Source organism: Streptomyces sp. NPDC088817, assembly GCF_044750345.1.
Taxonomy (GTDB): domain Bacteria; phylum Actinomycetota; class Actinomycetes; order Streptomycetales; family Streptomycetaceae; genus Streptomyces.
Genome location: NZ_JBIVJN010000005.1, coordinates 336,776 through 353,999, shown reverse-complemented (window position 1 = coordinate 353,999; position 17,224 = coordinate 336,776). Strand labels below are relative to the sequence as shown.

Below are 17,224 nucleotides of genomic sequence, written 5' to 3'. Positions count from 1 at the left end.
GATCCGGTCAGGACGACGGAGGGTTGCCGGTCGAGACGTCGAGCTGGATCACCGGCATGTTCTCCGGGTCGACGTCCGTGTCGGCCGAGGGGAACTGGTTGAGGACCGTGTCCTGGCCGTACGTGTTCTCGTCGACGGCGACCGTCTTCAGCTTCCAGCCCGCGGCCTGGAGGCACTCCTTGACCGACCTGAGGTTCTTGTACCGGAAGTCCGGCAGCCTGATCTTGTTCTCGTCCTGGTACGACTTCCGAGGCTCCTTGCACTCGTCGGCCTTGATCGTCTTCGAGGTGTCCGGCCCGCGGTGGCCCTCGACCACCGAGGTGGACGCGCTCGCGCCGCCCCCGCCCTTGGCCTCGTCGCCTCCGCCACCGCTGCCGCTGCCGCTGTCCATGATCAGGGCGACGACCAGGCCGAGCACCGCCATGGCGGCGACGGCGACCGATCCGATGACCACGGGCCTGGTGTTACTGGCACCGCCCGGCGGGGGCGTGTGCTGGGTCGGGACGCCGTAGGGAGGCGGGGTCGGCGCCTGCTGCGCGTACGGCGAGGAGACGGGCGTCTGGTAGCCGGGCTGCTGCGGGTAGCCGTAGCCGGGGGTGCCGGAGCTGTAGGGATTGGGCGTCGGGGCCGGCTGGTACGGCGTCTGCACCTGGCCGTGGGGCACCGGGCCGGTCTGGTCGACGGGCGGGAAGACGGCCGAGCCGACGCCCGCGCCGTTCGCCGTCGGGGCGCCGGGGACGATGCTGGGCGCGGCCGCCTGGAAGGAGGCCGCCACGCGCAGGCACTCGGCGCGCATGGACTCCGCGCTGGGGAAGCGCTCGTTGGGGTTCTTCCGCAGCGCGCGGGCGACCAGCGCGTCCACCGCCGGAGGGAGCGAGCGGTTGACGGAGGAGGGCGCCACCGGCTCCTCCTGGACATGCGCGTACGCGATGGCCAGGGGCGAGTCCGCGTCGAACGGCAGCCGCCCGGTGGTCAGTTGGAACAGCATGATGCCGACCGAGTACAGGTCGGACCGCGCGTCCACGCCCCGGCCGAGCGCCTGTTCCGGCGAGAGGTACTGCGGGGTGCCGACGACCATGCCGGTCTGCGTCATCGAGGTCACGCCGGACTGCATGGCGCGGGCGATGCCGAAGTCCATGACCTTGACCACGCCGCGCTTGGTCATCATCACGTTGCCCGGCTTGATGTCGCGGTGGACCAGACCCATCTCGTGGCTGATCTCCAGCGCGGCGAGCACGTCCGCGGTGATCTTCAGCGCCTTGTCGGCGGGCATCGCGCCGTACTGCCGGATGTCCTCCTCCAGCACGGAGCTGAGGGGACGGCCCTCGACGTACTCCATGACGATGTACGGCGTCGTCATGCCGTCCACATCGTCCTCGCCGGTGTCGAAGACCGAGACGATGTTGGTGTGCGTGAGCTTCGCCACTGCCTGGGCCTCGCGGCGGAACCGCTCGCGGAAGGCCTGTTCGCGGCCGAGTTCGGTGTGGAGGGTCTTGACCGCGACCTGACGGTCGAGCACGGAGTCGTAGGCGAGGTGCACCGAGGCCATGCCACCCTCGCCGAGCAGGTCGCGCAGCTGGTAGCGGCCGCCGGCCAGTGCCCGTCCCGGATACTGGCCGTGTGCGCCGTCCTGGCTCATGTCTCCCCGTCCCCCACTAGGCCGTCGGGCGCCCTCGTTGATCGAATGAGTCATTCCCGGCCAAGTCTGCCCCAGGGCACTGACACGTCAAGCTCAGTGCCCGTTCCGTGACCGTACGCGAAAGAAGCGTCGCGGAAGCGTTACAGCGGGCGTACCGCTGGTGCACGGAATTTGCACCACGGCACCCGCAGGGGGTTTCATGGCCGGTCCGTCTCGGGCCGGTTCCGGCGGTGCTCACCGCGACGATCCTGGACCGGCGGCCCCCGCGGAGCCTGTAGCGTGGCCGACGGAGACCGTGACAACACCGCGCGCACCGCGGGCAGAAACGACGGCGAGGACTGATGGCACAGCAGCATCGCGCCCAGGGCCCGTCCGACCCCGAGGCTAGTGGCGGCGGTATGTCGGACGCGCCGGAGATGTGGGGAAACGACGGCGTGGTCGGCGACGGCCGGTACCGGCTGACGCACAGACTCGGCCGGGGCGGTATGGCCGAGGTGTTCGCCGCCGAGGACGTGCGCCTCGGGCGGACGGTGGCGGTCAAGCTGCTCCGCGCCGACCTGGCCGAGGACCCCGTCTCCAAGGCCCGGTTCACACGTGAGGCCCAGTCGGTCGCCGGACTCAACCACCACTCGATCGTCGCCGTGTACGACTCCGGCGAGGACCAGGCGAACGGCCAGGCCGTCCCGTACATCGTGATGGAGCTGGTCGAGGGCCGCACCATCCGCGATCTGCTGCTCAACGCGGAGGCGCCCGGCCCGGAACAGGCGCTGATCATCGTCTCCGGCGTCCTGGAGGCGCTGGCCTACTCGCACCAGCACGGCATCGTGCACCGCGACATCAAGCCGGCCAACGTCATCATCACCGACAACGGCGCGGTGAAGGTGATGGACTTCGGCATCGCCCGCGCCCTGCACGGCGCGTCCACCACGATGACGCAGACCGGCATGGTCATGGGCACTCCGCAGTACCTCTCCCCGGAGCAGGCCCTCGGCAAGGCCGTCGACTACCGCTCCGACCTGTACGCCACGGGCTGCCTGCTGTACGAACTCCTCGCGCTGCGGCCCCCGTTCACCGGCGAGACCCCGCTGTCGGTGGTCTACCAGCACGTCCAGGACATGCCGGTGCCGCCCTCGCAGGTCGTCGGCGGCACCTGCCCGCCGGAACTCGACGGTCTGGTCATGCGCTCGCTGGCCAAGGAGCCCGACGACCGTTTCCAGACGGCCGAGGAGATGAGCGGGCTGGTCCAGTACGGCCTGCAGATGCTGTACGACCAGGGCGGCCACACCGGCACCTGGAACACCGGCCCGGTCGAGGCGCACGAAGGCCGGAACACCCCGGCGGCGGGCTTCGCGGGCACGACCGTGATGCCGCACCCGACCGACCTCGGCTCCGGTACCACGCAGATCCCCCAGACGATCCTGCCCGCCGGGTACGGCAACGGCGACGACGGCGGCTTCGAGGGGCACGGCAACAAGGGCAGCGGCCGCGGCAAGCTGTGGATCCTGGCCGTCCTCGCGGTGATCGCCATCGCCGCGGGCGTGGCACTGGCACTGCAGACCACCGGTGGCGACACCAGCGGCGACGTCGACACCACCAAGTCGCCGTCGAACACGCAGTCCACCGACGACGAGCAGCCCTCCGCCTCCCCGACGGACACGTCGAACGAGCAGCCGTCGGACACGTCGACGGGCCGGGGCTACGGTTCGGGCGGGGGCGGCTGGGGCAGGTACACGCCGTCGTCCCGGCCGTCGTGGACCCCGTCCGAACCGTCCGGCGAGCAGACCTCCAACCAGCAGCCCGACCCGCAGCCCTCCAGCGAACCGGCCGATCCCGGGTCCGTGTCGCCGCCCCCGGACACGAGCGGCGGCGCTCCGGGCGACGGCACCGGGGACGGCGGTGGCGGCGACGCCGCCGGTACCTCCGCGGGGACCGCGGGGAACGTCGGCGGAGGCGCCTGAGTCCCGCCGGGACCGATCATCCTTCACGCGCGCGTGGGGCCGTACGGGCTCCACGCGCGCGGTGTTTCTCCGGTTCTCCCGATGTCATCCCGCACGCCACCCCGTACGCCACCCTGCACGTCGTCCACGGGCCGCTCCGCGCGTCACTCCGCGAACGCGCCGCACACCGCGCCGTACTCCCGCGTCCACCACACCGCGAGCGCCGAGGCGGCCGGGAACTGCGGGTCGGCGCGGGTGTCGCCGCGCTCGTAGTGCCAGCGCAGCATCCAGAAGTCGTTCAGGCGCTCCCACCACACGCGGCGCACGGCCGCCGCCAGCTCGGACGGGGTGGCGCCGGCCGCCCGCCGGTACGCGCGCGCGTACGCCCTGACCTTCGGCAGGTCCAGGGTGCCGGCGGGCCGGACGAAGAAGATCGCGGCGGCGCGCACCGCCTCCTCCGCCCGGGGCTGTACGCCGAGCCGGTCCCAGTCGACGATCGCGGCGGGGGCGTCCCCCTGGTAGAGCAGGTTGAACGGGTGGAAGTCACCGTGCACCCAGCCCACGGGCCCGCCCGGGGGCGGACGCCGGTCCGCGTGCCGTTCCAGGAGCGCGCGGCGCTCCAGGAGCCGGTGCCGGGCCAGTTCGTCGAAGGCGTCCGCGGGCCGGTGGCGGCGGACGTGTGCGAGCAGGTCGTCGATCAGGGCGAAGGTGTCGGAGGGGTCGGCGCTCCGCACGGGATGGGGACTCTCGGCGGGGCGGGTGCGGCCCTTGGGCGGCATCACGCGTTCCAGGCACGCGTGCACGGCTCCCAGCAGCGCTCCGAGGCGGGTGCACTGCTGGGTGGTGAGCTGGCCGCCGTGCCGGTGCCCGCCGTCGATCCAGGGGTGCAGGGCGTAGGCGTGGCCGCCCACGACGGCGACCGTGCGCCCGTCGCGGCCGCTGAGCGGCGGCGCCACCGGGACGCCGAGGTCGGCCAGCCGCTGGGTCGCCCGGTGCTGGCGTGCGATGGCGGCGGGATCGGCTGTGTCCGGATCGAAGTGGTGCTTGAGGAAATATCGGCCGCGGGTCGTGCGCAGCCGGTAGCCGCGGTTGAGCAGGCCCTGGTCGACCGGCTCACAGGTGAGCGGCGAACCGGCGGCGTACTGGCGCATCAGGGCGCTCAGAGGGGGCGCGTGAGACACGGGGGGTGGTACACATGGGCGCGGCACGCGCCAGATGCTAGGGCACCGCCGGAGGCCGTGAGCTGGGGCTTGTCACAGACAGTCGTCAGTAGTCGCTTTCGGTCACATGAGGTCGCGATGCCGCCCCGCGACCGCCTGTCGCGCGCCGATGCGCCCCCGCCGGAGTCCCCCCTCGTCGCCGGGGAGCGGGTCCCGTTCGGCCCCCGCCGGGTCGCCTTCCGCCGTCCCCCGGGCGGGGTCATCCATCAAGAGCAGTTCCGGCCATTCGCCGACCCTTCCCGACTCGGGGGTGACCGGGATAACGTGCCGGTGTTCCGGCCCCCTTGCACGGCTGTGACCAGCGGCTGCCCCGACTGCCCGGCGAAGTACTTGGACGTCCAAGCGCAAATACTTGGAAATCCAAGGAAACGCCCAGGTCAGGAGGGGTTTCACAGAAATGTGGAGCACTGGGTAACGTGACTGCTGCAGGGCGCTCGCCGGGGCACCTGTCACGCCTGTTCCCGGCCGAGTGGCACCCACCCCGTGCCCGGTGGTCCGGAACAGGTGAGCCGCACTGGCTACCGGCAACCCCGGGGCCGGACCGACGGAGGAGCACACGTGACCGTGGAGAGCACTGCCGCGCGCACATCGCGACGCAGCGCCGGAAGCAAGGCCGGCGCGACCGGCACGAAAGCCGCCGGCACCAGGCGCCGTACCGGCGCCAAGAAGGGCGCCGACCCCGAACTCGTGCAGTTGCTGACGCCCGAAGGCGAGCGCGTCAAGAACGCCGAGTACGACAAGTACGTCGCCGGCATCACCGCCGACGAGCTTCGCGGCCTGTACCGCGACATGGTGCTCACCCGCCGCTTCGACGCCGAGGCCACCGCCCTGCAGCGCCAGGGCGAACTGGGGTTGTGGGCCTCGCTGCTCGGCCAGGAGGCCGCCCAGATCGGCTCCGGCCGCGCCACCCGCGAGGACGACTACGTCTTCCCGACCTACCGCGAGCACGGCGTCGCCTGGTGCCGCGGGGTGGACCCGACCAACCTGCTCGGCATGTTCCGCGGGGTGAACAACGGCGGCTGGGACCCCAACGGCAACAACTTCCACCTCTACACGATCGTCATCGGCTCCCAGGCGCTGCACGCCACCGGCTACGCGATGGGCGTGGCCAAGGACGGCGCCGACTCCGCGGTCATCGCCTACTTCGGCGACGGCGCCTCCAGCCAGGGCGACGTGGCCGAGGCGTTCACCTTCTCCGCGGTCTACAACGCCCCCGTGGTGTTCTTCTGCCAGAACAACCAGTGGGCGATCTCCGAGCCGACCGAGAAGCAGATGCGGGTCCCGCTCTACCAGCGGGCGGCCGGCTTCGGCTTCCCCGGCGTCCGCGTCGACGGCAACGACGTGCTGGCCTGCCTCGCGGTCACCAAGTGGGCGCTGGAGCGCGCCCGCAACGGCGAGGGCCCCACCCTGGTCGAGGCGTACACCTACCGCATGGGCGCCCACACCACCTCCGACGACCCCACCCGGTACCGGGGCGACGAGGAGCGCCTGGCCTGGGAGGCGAAGGACCCGATCCTGCGCCTTCGCCGCCACCTGGAGGCCGCAAACCACGCGGACGAGGGATTTTTCGCGGAACTCGAGACCGAGAGCGAGGCGTTGGGCAGGCGAGTGCGCGAAGCGGTCCGTGCCATGCCCGACCCGGACCTCTTCGCCATCTTCGAGAACGTGTACGCGGACGGGCATGCGCTCGTCGACGAGGAGCGCGCCCAGTTCGCCGCCTACCAGGCGTCGTTCACGGACGCAGAGGGGGTCTGAACATGGCTGCGGAGACCGTGACTTTCAAAAATATGGCCCTGGCCAAGGCGATCAACGAGTCGCTGCGCCGTGCCCTGGACAACGACCCCAAGGTCCTCATCATGGGCGAGGACGTCGGCAAGCTCGGCGGCGTGTTCCGGGTGACGGACGGCCTGCAGAAGGACTTCGGCGAGAGCCGCGTCATCGACACCCCGCTCGCCGAGTCCGGCATCGTCGGCACCGCGATCGGCCTCGCCCTGCGCGGCTACCGCCCGGTGGTCGAGATCCAGTTCGACGGCTTCGTCTTCCCGGCGTACGACCAGATCGTCACGCAGCTCGCGAAGATGCACGCGCGCTCGCTGGGCAAGGTCAAGCTGCCGGTCGTCGTCCGCATCCCCTACGGCGGCGGCATCGGCGCGGTCGAGCACCACTCGGAGTCCCCCGAGGCGCTGTTCGCGCATGTGGCGGGCCTGAAGATCGTCAGCCCCTCCAACGCGTCGGACGCCTACTGGATGATGCAGCAGGCCATCCAGAGCGACGACCCGGTGATCTACTTCGAGCCCAAGCGGCGCTACTGGGACAAGGCCGAGGTCGACACCGAGGCCATCCCCGCCCCGCTGCACAAGGCGCAGGTCGTCCGCGAGGGCACCGACCTGACCCTGGCGGCCTACGGCCCGATGGTGAAGCTCTGCCAGGAGGTCGCCGCCGCGGCCGCCGAGGAGGGCAAGTCCCTGGAGGTCCTGGACCTGCGTTCGGTCTCCCCGATCGACTTCGACGCCATCCAGGCCTCGGTCGAGCGGACGCGCCGTCTGGTCGTGGTCCACGAGGCGCCGGTGTTCTTCGGCTCCGGCGCGGAGATCGCCGCCCGGATCACCGAGCGCTGCTTCTACCACCTGGAGGCTCCGGTGCTCCGGGTCGGCGGCTATCACGCGCCGTACCCGCCGGCCCGCCTGGAGGAGTCCTACCTGCCGGACCTGGACCGCGTGCTCGACGCCGTCGACCGCTCGCTGGCGTACTGAGGGAGAGGTTCGTGACGACGATGACCGATGCGTCCGTGCGCGAGTTCAAGATGCCGGATGTCGGCGAGGGTCTGACCGAGGCGGAGATCCTCAAGTGGTACGTCCAGCCCGGTGACACGGTCACCGACGGACAGGTGGTCTGCGAGGTCGAGACCGCCAAGGCGGCCGTCGAACTGCCCATCCCCTACGACGGGGTGGTGCGCGAGCTGCACTTCGCCGAGGGCACCACGGTGGACGTGGGCACGTCCATCATCGCGGTGCAGGTCGCGGGCGCGGCTCCGGCCGAGGTCCCGGCGCAGGCCGCTCCGGCGGCCGAGCCGAAGCCCGAGCCGGGCACGGACGGGGAGGAGAAGCCGCAGGCCCGCCAGCCGGTGCTCGTGGGCTACGGCGTCTCGGTGTCCTCCACCAAGCGCCGCCCGCGCAAGGGCCCGGAGGCCGCGGCCGCCCCGGCGGCGACGGCACCCAGGGCGGAGCTGAACGGGCACGGCACCGCGGCCGCCGCGGCGCCCGCCGGACCCCGCCCGCTGGCCAAGCCCCCGGTGCGCAAGCTGGCCAAGGACCTGGGCGTGGACCTCGCCACGGTCGTGCCGTCCGGCCCGGACGGCATCATCACCCGCGAGGACGTGCACGCGGCGGTGGCGGCACCGGCCGCACCCACGGCCCCCGAACCGGCGGCGGCACCCGCGCCGGTGGCCGCGGCTCCGGCCCCCGCCGTGGGGTACGACGGGGCGCGCGAGACCCGTGTCCCCGTCAAGGGCGTCCGCAAGGCGACGGCGGCGGCGATGGTCGGCTCGGCGTTCACGGCCCCGCACGTCACGGAGTTCGTGACGGTGGACGTGACGCGCACGATGAGGCTGGTCGACGAGCTCAAGCAGGACAAGGACATGCAGGGGCTGCGGGTCAACCCGCTGCTGCTGATCGCCAAGGCCCTGCTGGTCGCCATCAGGCGCAACCCGGAGATCAACGCGTCCTGGGACGAGGCGGCTCAGGAGATCGTCCTGAAGCACTACGTCAACCTGGGCATCGCGGCGGCGACCCCGCGCGGCCTGATCGTGCCGAACATCAAGGACGCCCACGCCAAGACGCTGCCCGAACTCGCGCAGGGCCTCGGCGAGCTGGTGGCCACGGCCCGCGAGGGCAAGACGTCCCCGGCGGCCATGCAGGGCGGCACGGTGACGATCACCAACGTCGGCGTCTTCGGCGTCGACACCGGCACGCCGATCCTCAACCCCGGCGAGTCGGCGATCCTCGCGGTCGGCGCGATCAAGCTCCAGCCGTGGGTCCACAAGGGCAAGGTCAAGCCCCGCCAGGTCACCACGCTGGCCCTGAGCTTCGACCACCGCCTGGTCGACGGCGAACTCGGCTCCAAGTTCCTGGCCGACGTGGCCGCCGTCCTGGAACAGCCGAAGAAGCTGATCACCTGGGCCTGACGGCTCACGGCACAGGAGAAGGGCCCGCCGCTGGTCTCAGCGGCGGGCCCTTTCGGCGGTGAGGACGGTGAGCGGCGGTCAGGCCTTCTGGGCGAAGCCGTAGTTCAGGAGCTTCGTCGCGTCCGTGGCGCGCTGGGCGTACGTGGACGAGGCCAGGACGGTGCCGATGACGGTCCTGCCGTTCCTGGTGGCGGCGAAGACGAGGCAGGCGCCGGCCTGCGGGCCGGAGCCCGTCTTCACGCCGATCGCCCCGCTGTAGCTGCTGAGCAGCGTGTTCGTGTTCGTCCACGTGCCCATCGTGCGGATGCTGCCCGTCTTGGTGACGGTCTTGGCCGTGTACGACTTCGTCTTCACGACCGCGCGGAAGTTGGCGCTCTTCATCGCGTTGCGCGCCAGCTTCGTCAGGTCGCGCGGCGTCGAGTAGTTGTTGCCCTTGCCGATGCCGTCGAACGAGTCGAAGTGCGTGTTCGTCATGCCGAGGCTCTTGGCGGTGCTGTTCATCTTGCCGATGAACGACTTCACGCGCGCGTCGCGCGTCGAGCCCGAACCGTACTTGTCGGCCAGCGCGTAGGCGGCGTCGCAGCCCGAGGGCAGCATCAGGCCGTACAGCAGCTGGCGGACGGTCACCTTGTCGCCGACGATCAGGTGGGCCTGGGAGGCGTTGTTCTTGACGACGTAGTCGCTGTACGCCTTCTGGATGGTGACCTTGGCGTCGAGGTTCAGGTTCGGCTGGGCCAGCACGACCTTGGCGGTCATGATCTTCGTGGTGGAGCCGGTGGAGCGCTTGGTGTCCGCGGTCTTGCCGTAGAGGGTCTTGCCGGTCGCGTCGTCCATCACGAAGCCGCCCTTGGCCACGATCGACGGCGTGGCGACGGCCTGCGCGGGTGCCGCGGTGAGGGCCCCGGCGGCGAGCACGGCGCTCGCGGTCACGGCGACTGCGGCGGCTCTGCGGATACGGATGCCCTGGATGCCGGTTTTCAAGTGAGGTACCCCGATTATGTCGAATTCCTCTGCGGTGCGGCAGAGTTGAGAGCCCACAAGGTGGGGCCGCACCAGTCTGACTCGCAGGTGCCGCGGAAGGTTGTGCGGTTTCCGGGGTGGATTTCCCGTCGGGCCCGTATGGTCCGCATGCTGGATGGGCCGGACCTTGCGTACGTGTTGTATCTATGCTGTGGGCATGAGCATGGCCGTGAAACAGCCCCCCGCCGCCGACCGCGTGTACACGCATGTCAAACAAGCCGTCCTGGACCGCAGTTACCAGGGCGGCACCCTGCTGACCGAGGGTGAGCTGGCCGAGGCCGTCGGGGTGTCGCGCACGCCCGTGCGCGAGGCCCTGCTGCGGCTCGAGGTCGAGGGGCTCATCAGGCTCTACCCGAAGAAGGGCGCCCTCGTCCTGCCGGTCTCCGCACAGGAGATCGCCGACGTGGTCGAGACCCGGCAACTGGTCGAGGAGCACGCGGCCAGGAAGGCCGTACCCGCGCCGCCGGGGCTCATCGAGCGGCTCGAGGAACTGCTGCTGAAGCAGAAGGAGGAGGCCGCCGCCGGTGACTTCGCCGCGGCCGCCGTCACCGACCGCTGCTTCCACGCCGAGATCGTCCGCAGCGGCGGCAACGAGATCCTGTCCCGGCTCTACGACCAGTTGCGCGACCGGCAGCTGCGCATGGGCGTCGCCGTCATGCACTCCCACCCCGACCGGCTCGCCAAGACGCTCGCCGAGCACGAGCAGATCCTGGACGCGCTGCGCTCGGGGGACGCGGAGGCGGCCGTCGCCGTCGTGCACCGGCACGTCAACTGGTTCTCCCACCTCGCCCGGGGTGAGGTCCGGTGAGCGCCTCGTCCTCGTCGGTCTCCTCGCCTGCCGCGCTGCCCGGCGATCCGCCCGGCGGCCGGCGCGCGGTCGCCGTGTGGGGCATCGGCGTCGCCGTCTACTTCGTCGCCGTCATCTTCCGCACGTCCCTGGGCGTCGCCGGCCTCGACGCGGCCGACCGCTTCCACGTGGGCGCATCGGCGCTGTCGACGTTCTCCATCCTCCAGCTCCTCGTCTACGCGGGCATGCAGATACCGGTCGGCCTGCTCGTCGACCGGCTCGGCACCAAGAAGGTGCTGGCCATCGGCGCGGTGCTCTTCACGGCCGGCCAGCTCGGCTTCGCGTTCTCCCCGTCGTACGGCACCGCGCTCGCCTCGCGGGCGCTGCTCGGCTGCGGGGACGCCATGACGTTCATCAGCGTGCTGCGGCTGGGCACCCGGTGGTTCCCCGTCCGGCGCGGTCCGCTCGTCGCCCAGCTGGCCGGACTGGTCGGCATGGCCGGCAACCTGGTGTCCACGCTGGTGCTGGCCCGGCTGCTGCACGGGGTGGGCTGGACCGCGGCCTTCGCGGGCAGCGCGCTGGCCGGAGCGGTGGTGCTGGTCCTGCTGGTGCTGTTCCTCAAGGACCACCCCGAGGGCCACGAACCGGAGCCGCTGCCCCACCAGGGCGCCGCCTACGTACGCCGGCAGATCGCCGCGGCCTGGCGGGAGCCCGGGACGCGGCTCGGACTGTGGGTGCACTTCACCACGCAGTTCCCGGCGATGGTGTTCCTGCTGCTGTGGGGGCTGCCGTTCCTGGTCGAGGCGCAGGGCATGTCGCGGGCGGACGCCGGGGAACTGCTCACGCTCGTCGTGGTGTCCAACATGGCCGTCGGACTCGTCTACGGGCAGATCGTCGCCCGGCACCACGCGGCACGGCTGCCGCTCGCGCTCGGCACGGTGGCGGCGACCTCGGTCATGTGGGCCGTGACGCTGGCGTATCCCGGCGGACGGGCGCCGGTGTGGCTGCTGGTCGTGCTGTGCCTGGTGCTCGGCGCGTGCGGGCCGGCCTCGATGATCGGGTTCGACTTCGCGCGCCCGGCGAATCCGGCGGAGCGACAGGGGACGGCGTCGGGCATCACCAACATGGGTGGCTTCGTGGCCTCGATGACGACGCTGTTCGCGGTCGGGGTGCTGCTGGACGCGACCGGGGACGACTACCGGATCGCCTTCTCGGTGGTGTTCGTGCTCCAGGCGCTGGGCGTGAGCCAGATCCTGCGGCTGCGCAGGAAGGCGGCCCGCCGGGAGCGGGAGCGGCTGGTCGCCAGCCGGGTGGAGACGGTGCACGTGCCGGCGTGACGGTGCGTCGAGCCGCCGCGAGGCGGGCTGGGCGTGGGAGCCCGAAGGGCGCCTCCCCCCGGCTCTCCTGGAGCAGGGGGGATCCGGGCCGGCCCCGGGGACGCACGTCCGTGCGGCCACGACCGGGTCCTAGGCGGTCACCACGAAGTTCCGCAGGATCGCCTCCGCCAGGTCCAGGTCGCCCTCCGTCTTCACTCGGTCCGCCACCGCCTCCGGGGTGGTCCGGCCGCAGGCCAGGCGTACGTAGGTCTCCCAGTCGAGCGCCAGGGTCGCCGCCGGGCCGAGGGCGGGGGACGTCTCCAGGGTGCCGCGGCCCTGGATGTCGACGCGGATCGTGCGCAGGAACTCCACCGGGCCGTGCACGTCGAAGACGATCGCCGAGCTGCGCGGGGCGTCCGCCTTGACCGCGACCACGTCCGGGAGGGCGGCCAGCAGATGGTCCCGGGCGACGAGGGCGCCCGGCGAGTCGAGGTTGCCGGGGCGGCCGAGGGCCACGCGCAGATCCTGCTCGTGCACCCAGATGTCGAAGGCCCGGTAGCGCATGGCGTCTTCGAGGGTGATCTCCGCGCTGAGCGGGCCGCGCACCTTGGTGCCGGGGTCGCGGGACTCGTTCCGCAGCTGGCGGTTGCGGCGGATGATCGTGTACTCCAGCTCGGAGGTCATCTCCGGCGACGTGTGGTGGCGGCGGACGTCGACCTGCATCTCCATGTAGCGCTGGTGCTCGTTGGTGACGTGGAACAGGTCGCGCGGCAGGGCGTGGATGGGCCGCGGGTCGCCCAGCATCTCGCAGTCCATGCCGATGATGTGCGAGACCACGTCGCGTACCGACCAGCCGGGGCACGGGGTGCGCCGGTTCCAATCGGCTTCCACCAGGGGCTGCATCAGCTCCGATATCGCCTCGACGGAGTGGGTCCAGGCATCGGCGTAGGGCTGGAGGGTGGGATGCAGACTCACGGAACGGGACCCCTCGGCGGTCGGTACACGGGCAGGATGTGGTGGCATTGCCAGTGGGAGGTGGCTGCGGTCGGCGGCTGTCTTGGAACTCCCCCAGGTCCTCGCTCCGCTACGAGCAGGGGGTACCCCCAAGTTACGCTGCTGTGAGGCAGCCCGGCAGTGCTTTCGTGTGACGATCGTAGGCCCGTCGGGACGACTCGAGTGCCAGGACGGTGGTAGTGTGCGCGCTTCGCTGATCCAGATTGCCGTGGATGAGGGCGAATCGGTCGATTCGCGGCGTCGGCGGGTGGCCGCACTGGTGTGCGAGCAGGCCGGGGCCGACCTCGTGGTCCTCCCGGAGCTGTGGACCACCGGGGCCTTCTCCTTCGAGGAGTTCGAACGCGAGGCCGAACCGCTGGAGGGTCCCACCTACGAGGCGATGGCCAAGGCGGCGAGCGACGCGGGTGTGTGGCTGCACGCCGGCTCCATCCCCGAACGCGGCGCGTCCGACGGTGACCCGGCCTCGGGCGCGGACGCTCTCTACAACACCTCCCTGGTCTTCTCCCCCTCCGGCGAGCTGGCCGCCGTCTACCGCAAGATCCACCGCTTCGGCTTCGACAAGGGCGAGGCCGTGCTGATGAGCGCGGGGCGGGAACTGGTGACGGTCCCTCTGCCGGACACCACGCTGGGTCTCGCGACCTGTTACGACCTCCGTTTCCCCGAACTCTTCCGAGGGCTCGTCGACGCGGGTGCGCAGACCCTGGTGGTCCCGGCGGGCTGGCCCGAGCGCCGGCGTGCGCACTGGACGCTGCTGGCCCGGGCGCGGGCGGTGGAGGACCAGGCGTTCGTGCTCGCCTGTGGAACGGCCGGGACGCACGCCGGAGTTCCACAGGCAGGTCACTCGATCGTGGTGGATCCCTGGGGCGAGGTACTGGCCGAGGCCGGCCCCGACGAGGAGATCCTCACGGTCGACCTCGACCCGACGAGGGTGCAGTCCACCCGCGACCAGTTCCCGGCCCTGAAGGACCGCGTCCTCGGCCTGAAACCGCCTCGGCGCCAGGACGACGTCTAGCGGCGGGACTTTTCCGCGGCGCCGGGACGGAACCTGGCGCCTGGGACTCTCCGCGGCGCCGGGACGGATCCCGGCGCCCGGGGTTCTCCTCGGTGCCGGGACAGGTCCTGGCGTTCGGCGGCCTCCTCGGCGTCTAGTGTTCCTCGCGTTCCTTTTCCGCCAGGTGGATCACGCATACCGCCACCGCGATCAGCAGCGTGGGGTCGGCGTCCTCGCGCACGATGTCCACGCCGTAGGTCTCCACGACGCTCAGCCAGCGCCGGGAGATCACCGCGAGCAGGTCGCCGTCGTACTCCACGGCGAACTCCCGGTCGAGGATCTTGCCGCTGACGTCGAGCTCGGTGCCGTCGACCATGGACACCCGGTAGTGGTTGCGCAGCAGCGACAGCCGCTTGCGCCTGATCTTCGCCAGGGCCTCCCCGCCCCGCTCGATCACCATCGTGTCCCGCAGCGCGAGCATCTTCTGGTGGATGTTGATCAGGACCCGGCCATGGCTGTCCTTCAGCTCGAAGGTGTCCCGCAGCCGCATCGCCTTGCCGTCGACGAGGAAGACCTTGCGGCCGTGTTCGTCCTCGATCCAGTAGTCGTCACCGATGCCGAAAATCCGGTCGCGTACGAGGAATCTCATGTCCTCACCGCTTCCCCGGCTCCGCCCCCGCGACGCCGCCGGCGGTCCGACAAGCCCCGTACGGCACCGTGCCGCGTGGGCCACCGCCGCCGGGTGGCACCCTTGGTCCCATGAACGACACGGCACCCCGACGCGCCCGCGTACGCGCCCCCGAACTGATCGGCAAGGGCGGCTGGCTCAACACGGGCGGGAAGAACCTCACGCTCGCCGACCTGCGCGGCAAGTGCGTCGTTGTGGATTTCTGGACGTTTTGCTGCGTGAACTGCCTGCACGTCCTGGACGAGCTGCGCGAGCTGGAGGAGAGGCACCGGGACACGGTCGTGGTCGTCGGGGTGCACTCGCCGAAGTTCGTGCACGAGGCGGAGCACCAGGCGGTGGTCGACGCGGTGGAGCGGTACGGGGTGGAGCACCCGGTGCTCGACGACCCGGAGCTCGCCACCTGGAAGCAGTACGCGGTACGGGCCTGGCCGACGCTCGTCGTCATCGACCCGGAGGGCTACGTCGTCGCGCAGCACGCCGGCGAGGGGCACGCGCACGCGATCGAGCGGCTGGTGGAAGAGCTGGAGGCCGAGCACGAGGCGAAGGGCACCCTGCGCCGCGGCTGGGGGTACCTCCCATGCTCTTCAAGCAATGGGGGAGGGCCGTACGTGCCGCCGGAGCCCGAGCCCACCACCCTGCGCTTCCCGGGCAAGGCGCTACTGCTGCCCTCCGGGAACTTCCTGGTCAGCGACACCACCCGGCACCAGCTGGTGGAGCTGGCGGAGGACGGCGAGACCGTGGTGCGGCGGATCGGCCAGGGCGGCCGGGGCATGACCGACGGCGGCCCGGACCGGGCCCGGTTCCAGGAGCCGCAGGGGCTCGCGCTCCTGCCGGACGGCACCGTCGTGGTCGCCGACACGGTCAACCACGCCCTGCGGCGCTTCGACCCGGAGACGGGCGTGACCACGACGCTGGCCGGCACCGGACAGCAGTGGATGCAGGGCGAGACCACGTCCGGCCCCGCCCTGGACGTGAAGCTGTCCTCGCCCTGGGACGTGGCCTGGTGGGACGGCAAGGTGTGGATCGCCATGGCCGGCGTGCACCAGCTCTGGGCCTACGACCCGGAGGACAGGACCGTCGCCGTCACGGCCGGGACCACGAACGAGGGGCTCGTCGACGGGCCCGGCGCCGAGGCCTGGTTCGCGCAGCCCTCCGGTCTCGCGGCCACGCCCGACCGGCTGTGGCTCGCCGACTCCGAGACGTCCGCCCTGCGCTGGGTGGACCTCGAAGGGCACGTCCACACCGCCGTAGGCACGGGTCTGTTCGACTTCGGGCACCGGGACGGCTCTGCCGAACAGGCGCTTCTCCAGCACCCGTTGGGTGTCACGGCGCTCCCCGACGGCTCGGTCGCCGTCAGCGACACCTACAACCACGCCCTGCGCCGCTACGACCCGGCGACCGGCGAGGTCACGACGCTCGCCACCGATCTGCGCGAGCCCAGCGACGCGGTGCTCGTCGGCGACGACATCGTGGTGGTGGAGTCGGCGCGGCACCGGCTGACCCGGCTGCGTCTTCCGGAGGAGGCGGTGCGGGTCGAGGCGGTCGCCCACCGGACCCAGCGCTCCGCCACGGAGGTCGCCCCCGGCAGCCTCCGCCTCGACGTGATCTTCCAGGCCCCGGCGGGTCAGAAGCTCGACACCCGGTACGGGCCCTCGACCCGGCTGCTGGTCTCCTCGACCCCGCCCGAGCTGCTGCTGAAGGGCGAGGGCGCGGACACCGACCTGTGCCGCGAGCTGGAGCTGAACCCCGCCGTCGCGGAGGGTGTCCTGCACGTCTCCGCGATGGCGGCCTCGTGCGACGACGACCCCGCGAACGAGTACCCCGCCTGCCATGTGCACCAGCAGGACTGGGGCGTTCCGGTCCGCCTCGCCGAGGGCGCGACGGACCGGCTGCCGCTCGTCCTGGCCGGGATGGACGAGCACGCGGCGGGCTGACCGCCGAAGGGCCCTGGCGCCGCCGTGCCACCCCCCCCGTCGTGTCCCGTCGTGACGACTTCGACGGCGGAAAGTCTTCACGATGTTCACACAACACGACGAGGGGGCGGGCGGAGGGGAATGTTGGGGCCTGTCACCGACTGTCCGTCATGTGCCGTGGTCGCGGGAGCTGCCCGGTACGCGGCTCAGAGGCCGTAGCCGTCGCTGTAGCCGTCGCGTGCGTGGTGGTGGCGATCCTCTTCGACGACCGTGGTGGGGGGCACCATGACGCGGCGGCGGCGGTAGATGCTGCTGAACGTCGTGACGCCGATCAGGCCGACGATCATCAGGATCACGCCGACCATGTGCAGGTTGACGCCCTGCATGTGCCAGTCGGTCGCGAATGTGAGGATGGCTCCCACGGCGATGAGGATGATGCAGCCGCCGAGGCCCATGAGTGTCGCCTCCCTGTCCGGTGTCGGATCCGGCGGGTCCGGGCCGTGCCGGACCCTTCCG

At 71.4% G+C, this 17,224-nt stretch carries 14 protein-coding genes; 8 read left to right on the top strand and 6 right to left on the bottom strand.

Annotation, left to right across the window (positions count from 1 at the left end):
- Window positions 1-7: 7 nt before the first annotated feature.
- Window positions 8-1,639 (bottom strand): protein kinase domain-containing protein, encoded by a 1,632-nt coding sequence (locus ACIP4X_RS12230; RefSeq protein WP_358733198.1) that lies wholly within the window; start codon window positions 1,637-1,639, stop codon window positions 8-10.
- 341 nt (window positions 1,640-1,980) lie between these two features.
- Between ACIP4X_RS12230 and ACIP4X_RS12225 the strand changes: the two genes are divergently transcribed.
- Window positions 1,981-3,597: a protein kinase gene (locus ACIP4X_RS12225; protein WP_401348045.1), complete on the top strand. Its 1,617-nt coding sequence runs from the start codon at window positions 1,981-1,983 to the stop codon at window positions 3,595-3,597.
- Between the two features lie 143 nt (window positions 3,598-3,740).
- On the opposite strand, the gene ACIP4X_RS12220 is transcribed toward ACIP4X_RS12225, so the two are convergent.
- Window positions 3,741-4,757 (bottom strand): phosphotransferase, encoded by a 1,017-nt coding sequence (locus tag ACIP4X_RS12220; RefSeq protein ID WP_358733194.1) that lies wholly within the window; start codon window positions 4,755-4,757, stop codon window positions 3,741-3,743.
- Window positions 4,758-5,354: 597 nt separating this feature from the next.
- On the opposite strand from ACIP4X_RS12220, the gene pdhA reads away from it, so the two are divergent.
- The 3 genes from pdhA to ACIP4X_RS12205 are packed head-to-tail and all read left to right on the top strand — an operon-like array spanning window position 5,355 to window position 8,979.
- Window positions 5,355-6,551 carry a pyruvate dehydrogenase (acetyl-transferring) E1 component subunit alpha gene (gene pdhA, locus ACIP4X_RS12215; RefSeq protein ID WP_358733192.1) on the top strand — a complete coding sequence of 399 codons (1,197 nt, stop codon included), beginning with the start codon at window positions 5,355-5,357 and terminating at the stop codon, window positions 6,549-6,551.
- 2 nt (window positions 6,552-6,553) lie between these two features.
- Window positions 6,554-7,549, top strand: coding sequence for an alpha-ketoacid dehydrogenase subunit beta (locus ACIP4X_RS12210; RefSeq protein ID WP_358733190.1), 996 nt, complete (start codon window positions 6,554-6,556; stop codon window positions 7,547-7,549).
- 11 nt (window positions 7,550-7,560) lie between these two features.
- Complete coding sequence (locus ACIP4X_RS12205) at window positions 7,561-8,979, top strand: dihydrolipoamide acetyltransferase family protein (RefSeq protein WP_358733188.1); 1,419 nt, start codon at window positions 7,561-7,563, stop codon at window positions 8,977-8,979.
- 78 nt (window positions 8,980-9,057) lie between these two features.
- Here the strand turns inward: ACIP4X_RS12205 and ACIP4X_RS12200 are convergent, their stop codons facing one another.
- Window positions 9,058-9,960, bottom strand: a complete 903-nt coding sequence (locus ACIP4X_RS12200) for a serine hydrolase (RefSeq protein ID WP_358733186.1) — start codon at window positions 9,958-9,960, stop codon at window positions 9,058-9,060.
- A gap of 196 nt (window positions 9,961-10,156) precedes the next feature.
- Here ACIP4X_RS12200 and ACIP4X_RS12195 point away from each other — a divergent pair, with 196 nt between their 5' ends.
- Window positions 10,157-10,807 carry a GntR family transcriptional regulator gene (locus ACIP4X_RS12195; RefSeq protein ID WP_358733184.1) on the top strand — a complete coding sequence of 217 codons (651 nt, stop codon included), beginning with the start codon at window positions 10,157-10,159 and terminating at the stop codon, window positions 10,805-10,807.
- The gene (locus ACIP4X_RS12190) at window positions 10,804-12,123 is read left to right on the top strand and encodes an MFS transporter (protein WP_358733182.1); all 1,320 of its coding nucleotides are present in this window, start codon (window positions 10,804-10,806) and stop codon (window positions 12,121-12,123) included. Before ACIP4X_RS12195 ends, ACIP4X_RS12190 begins: the two co-directional genes overlap by 4 nt.
- Before the next feature lie 129 nt (window positions 12,124-12,252).
- On the opposite strand, the gene ACIP4X_RS12185 is transcribed toward ACIP4X_RS12190, so the two are convergent.
- Window positions 12,253-13,077, bottom strand: coding sequence for a maleylpyruvate isomerase family mycothiol-dependent enzyme (locus tag ACIP4X_RS12185; protein WP_358733180.1), 825 nt, complete (start codon window positions 13,075-13,077; stop codon window positions 12,253-12,255).
- A gap of 220 nt (window positions 13,078-13,297) precedes the next feature.
- Here ACIP4X_RS12185 and ACIP4X_RS12180 point away from each other — a divergent pair, with 220 nt between their 5' ends.
- Window positions 13,298-14,128 (top strand): carbon-nitrogen family hydrolase, encoded by an 831-nt coding sequence (locus tag ACIP4X_RS12180; protein ID WP_358733178.1) that lies wholly within the window; start codon window positions 13,298-13,300, stop codon window positions 14,126-14,128.
- A gap of 133 nt (window positions 14,129-14,261) precedes the next feature.
- Here ACIP4X_RS12180 and ACIP4X_RS12175 read toward each other — a convergent pair whose 3' ends face one another.
- On the bottom strand, window positions 14,262-14,756 hold the full coding sequence (locus ACIP4X_RS12175; protein WP_358733176.1) for an LURP-one-related family protein: 495 nt from the start codon (window positions 14,754-14,756) through the stop codon (window positions 14,262-14,264).
- 110 nt (window positions 14,757-14,866) lie between these two features.
- Here ACIP4X_RS12175 and ACIP4X_RS12170 point away from each other — a divergent pair, with 110 nt between their 5' ends.
- Window positions 14,867-16,729 carry an NHL domain-containing thioredoxin family protein gene (locus ACIP4X_RS12170; protein WP_401348036.1) on the top strand — a complete coding sequence of 621 codons (1,863 nt, stop codon included), beginning with the start codon at window positions 14,867-14,869 and terminating at the stop codon, window positions 16,727-16,729.
- A 185-nt stretch (window positions 16,730-16,914) separates the two neighbouring features.
- On the opposite strand, the gene ACIP4X_RS12165 is transcribed toward ACIP4X_RS12170, so the two are convergent.
- Window positions 16,915-17,163 (bottom strand): DUF6458 family protein, encoded by a 249-nt coding sequence (locus tag ACIP4X_RS12165; RefSeq protein WP_358733172.1) that lies wholly within the window; start codon window positions 17,161-17,163, stop codon window positions 16,915-16,917.
- Window positions 17,164-17,224 lie beyond the last annotated feature (61 nt).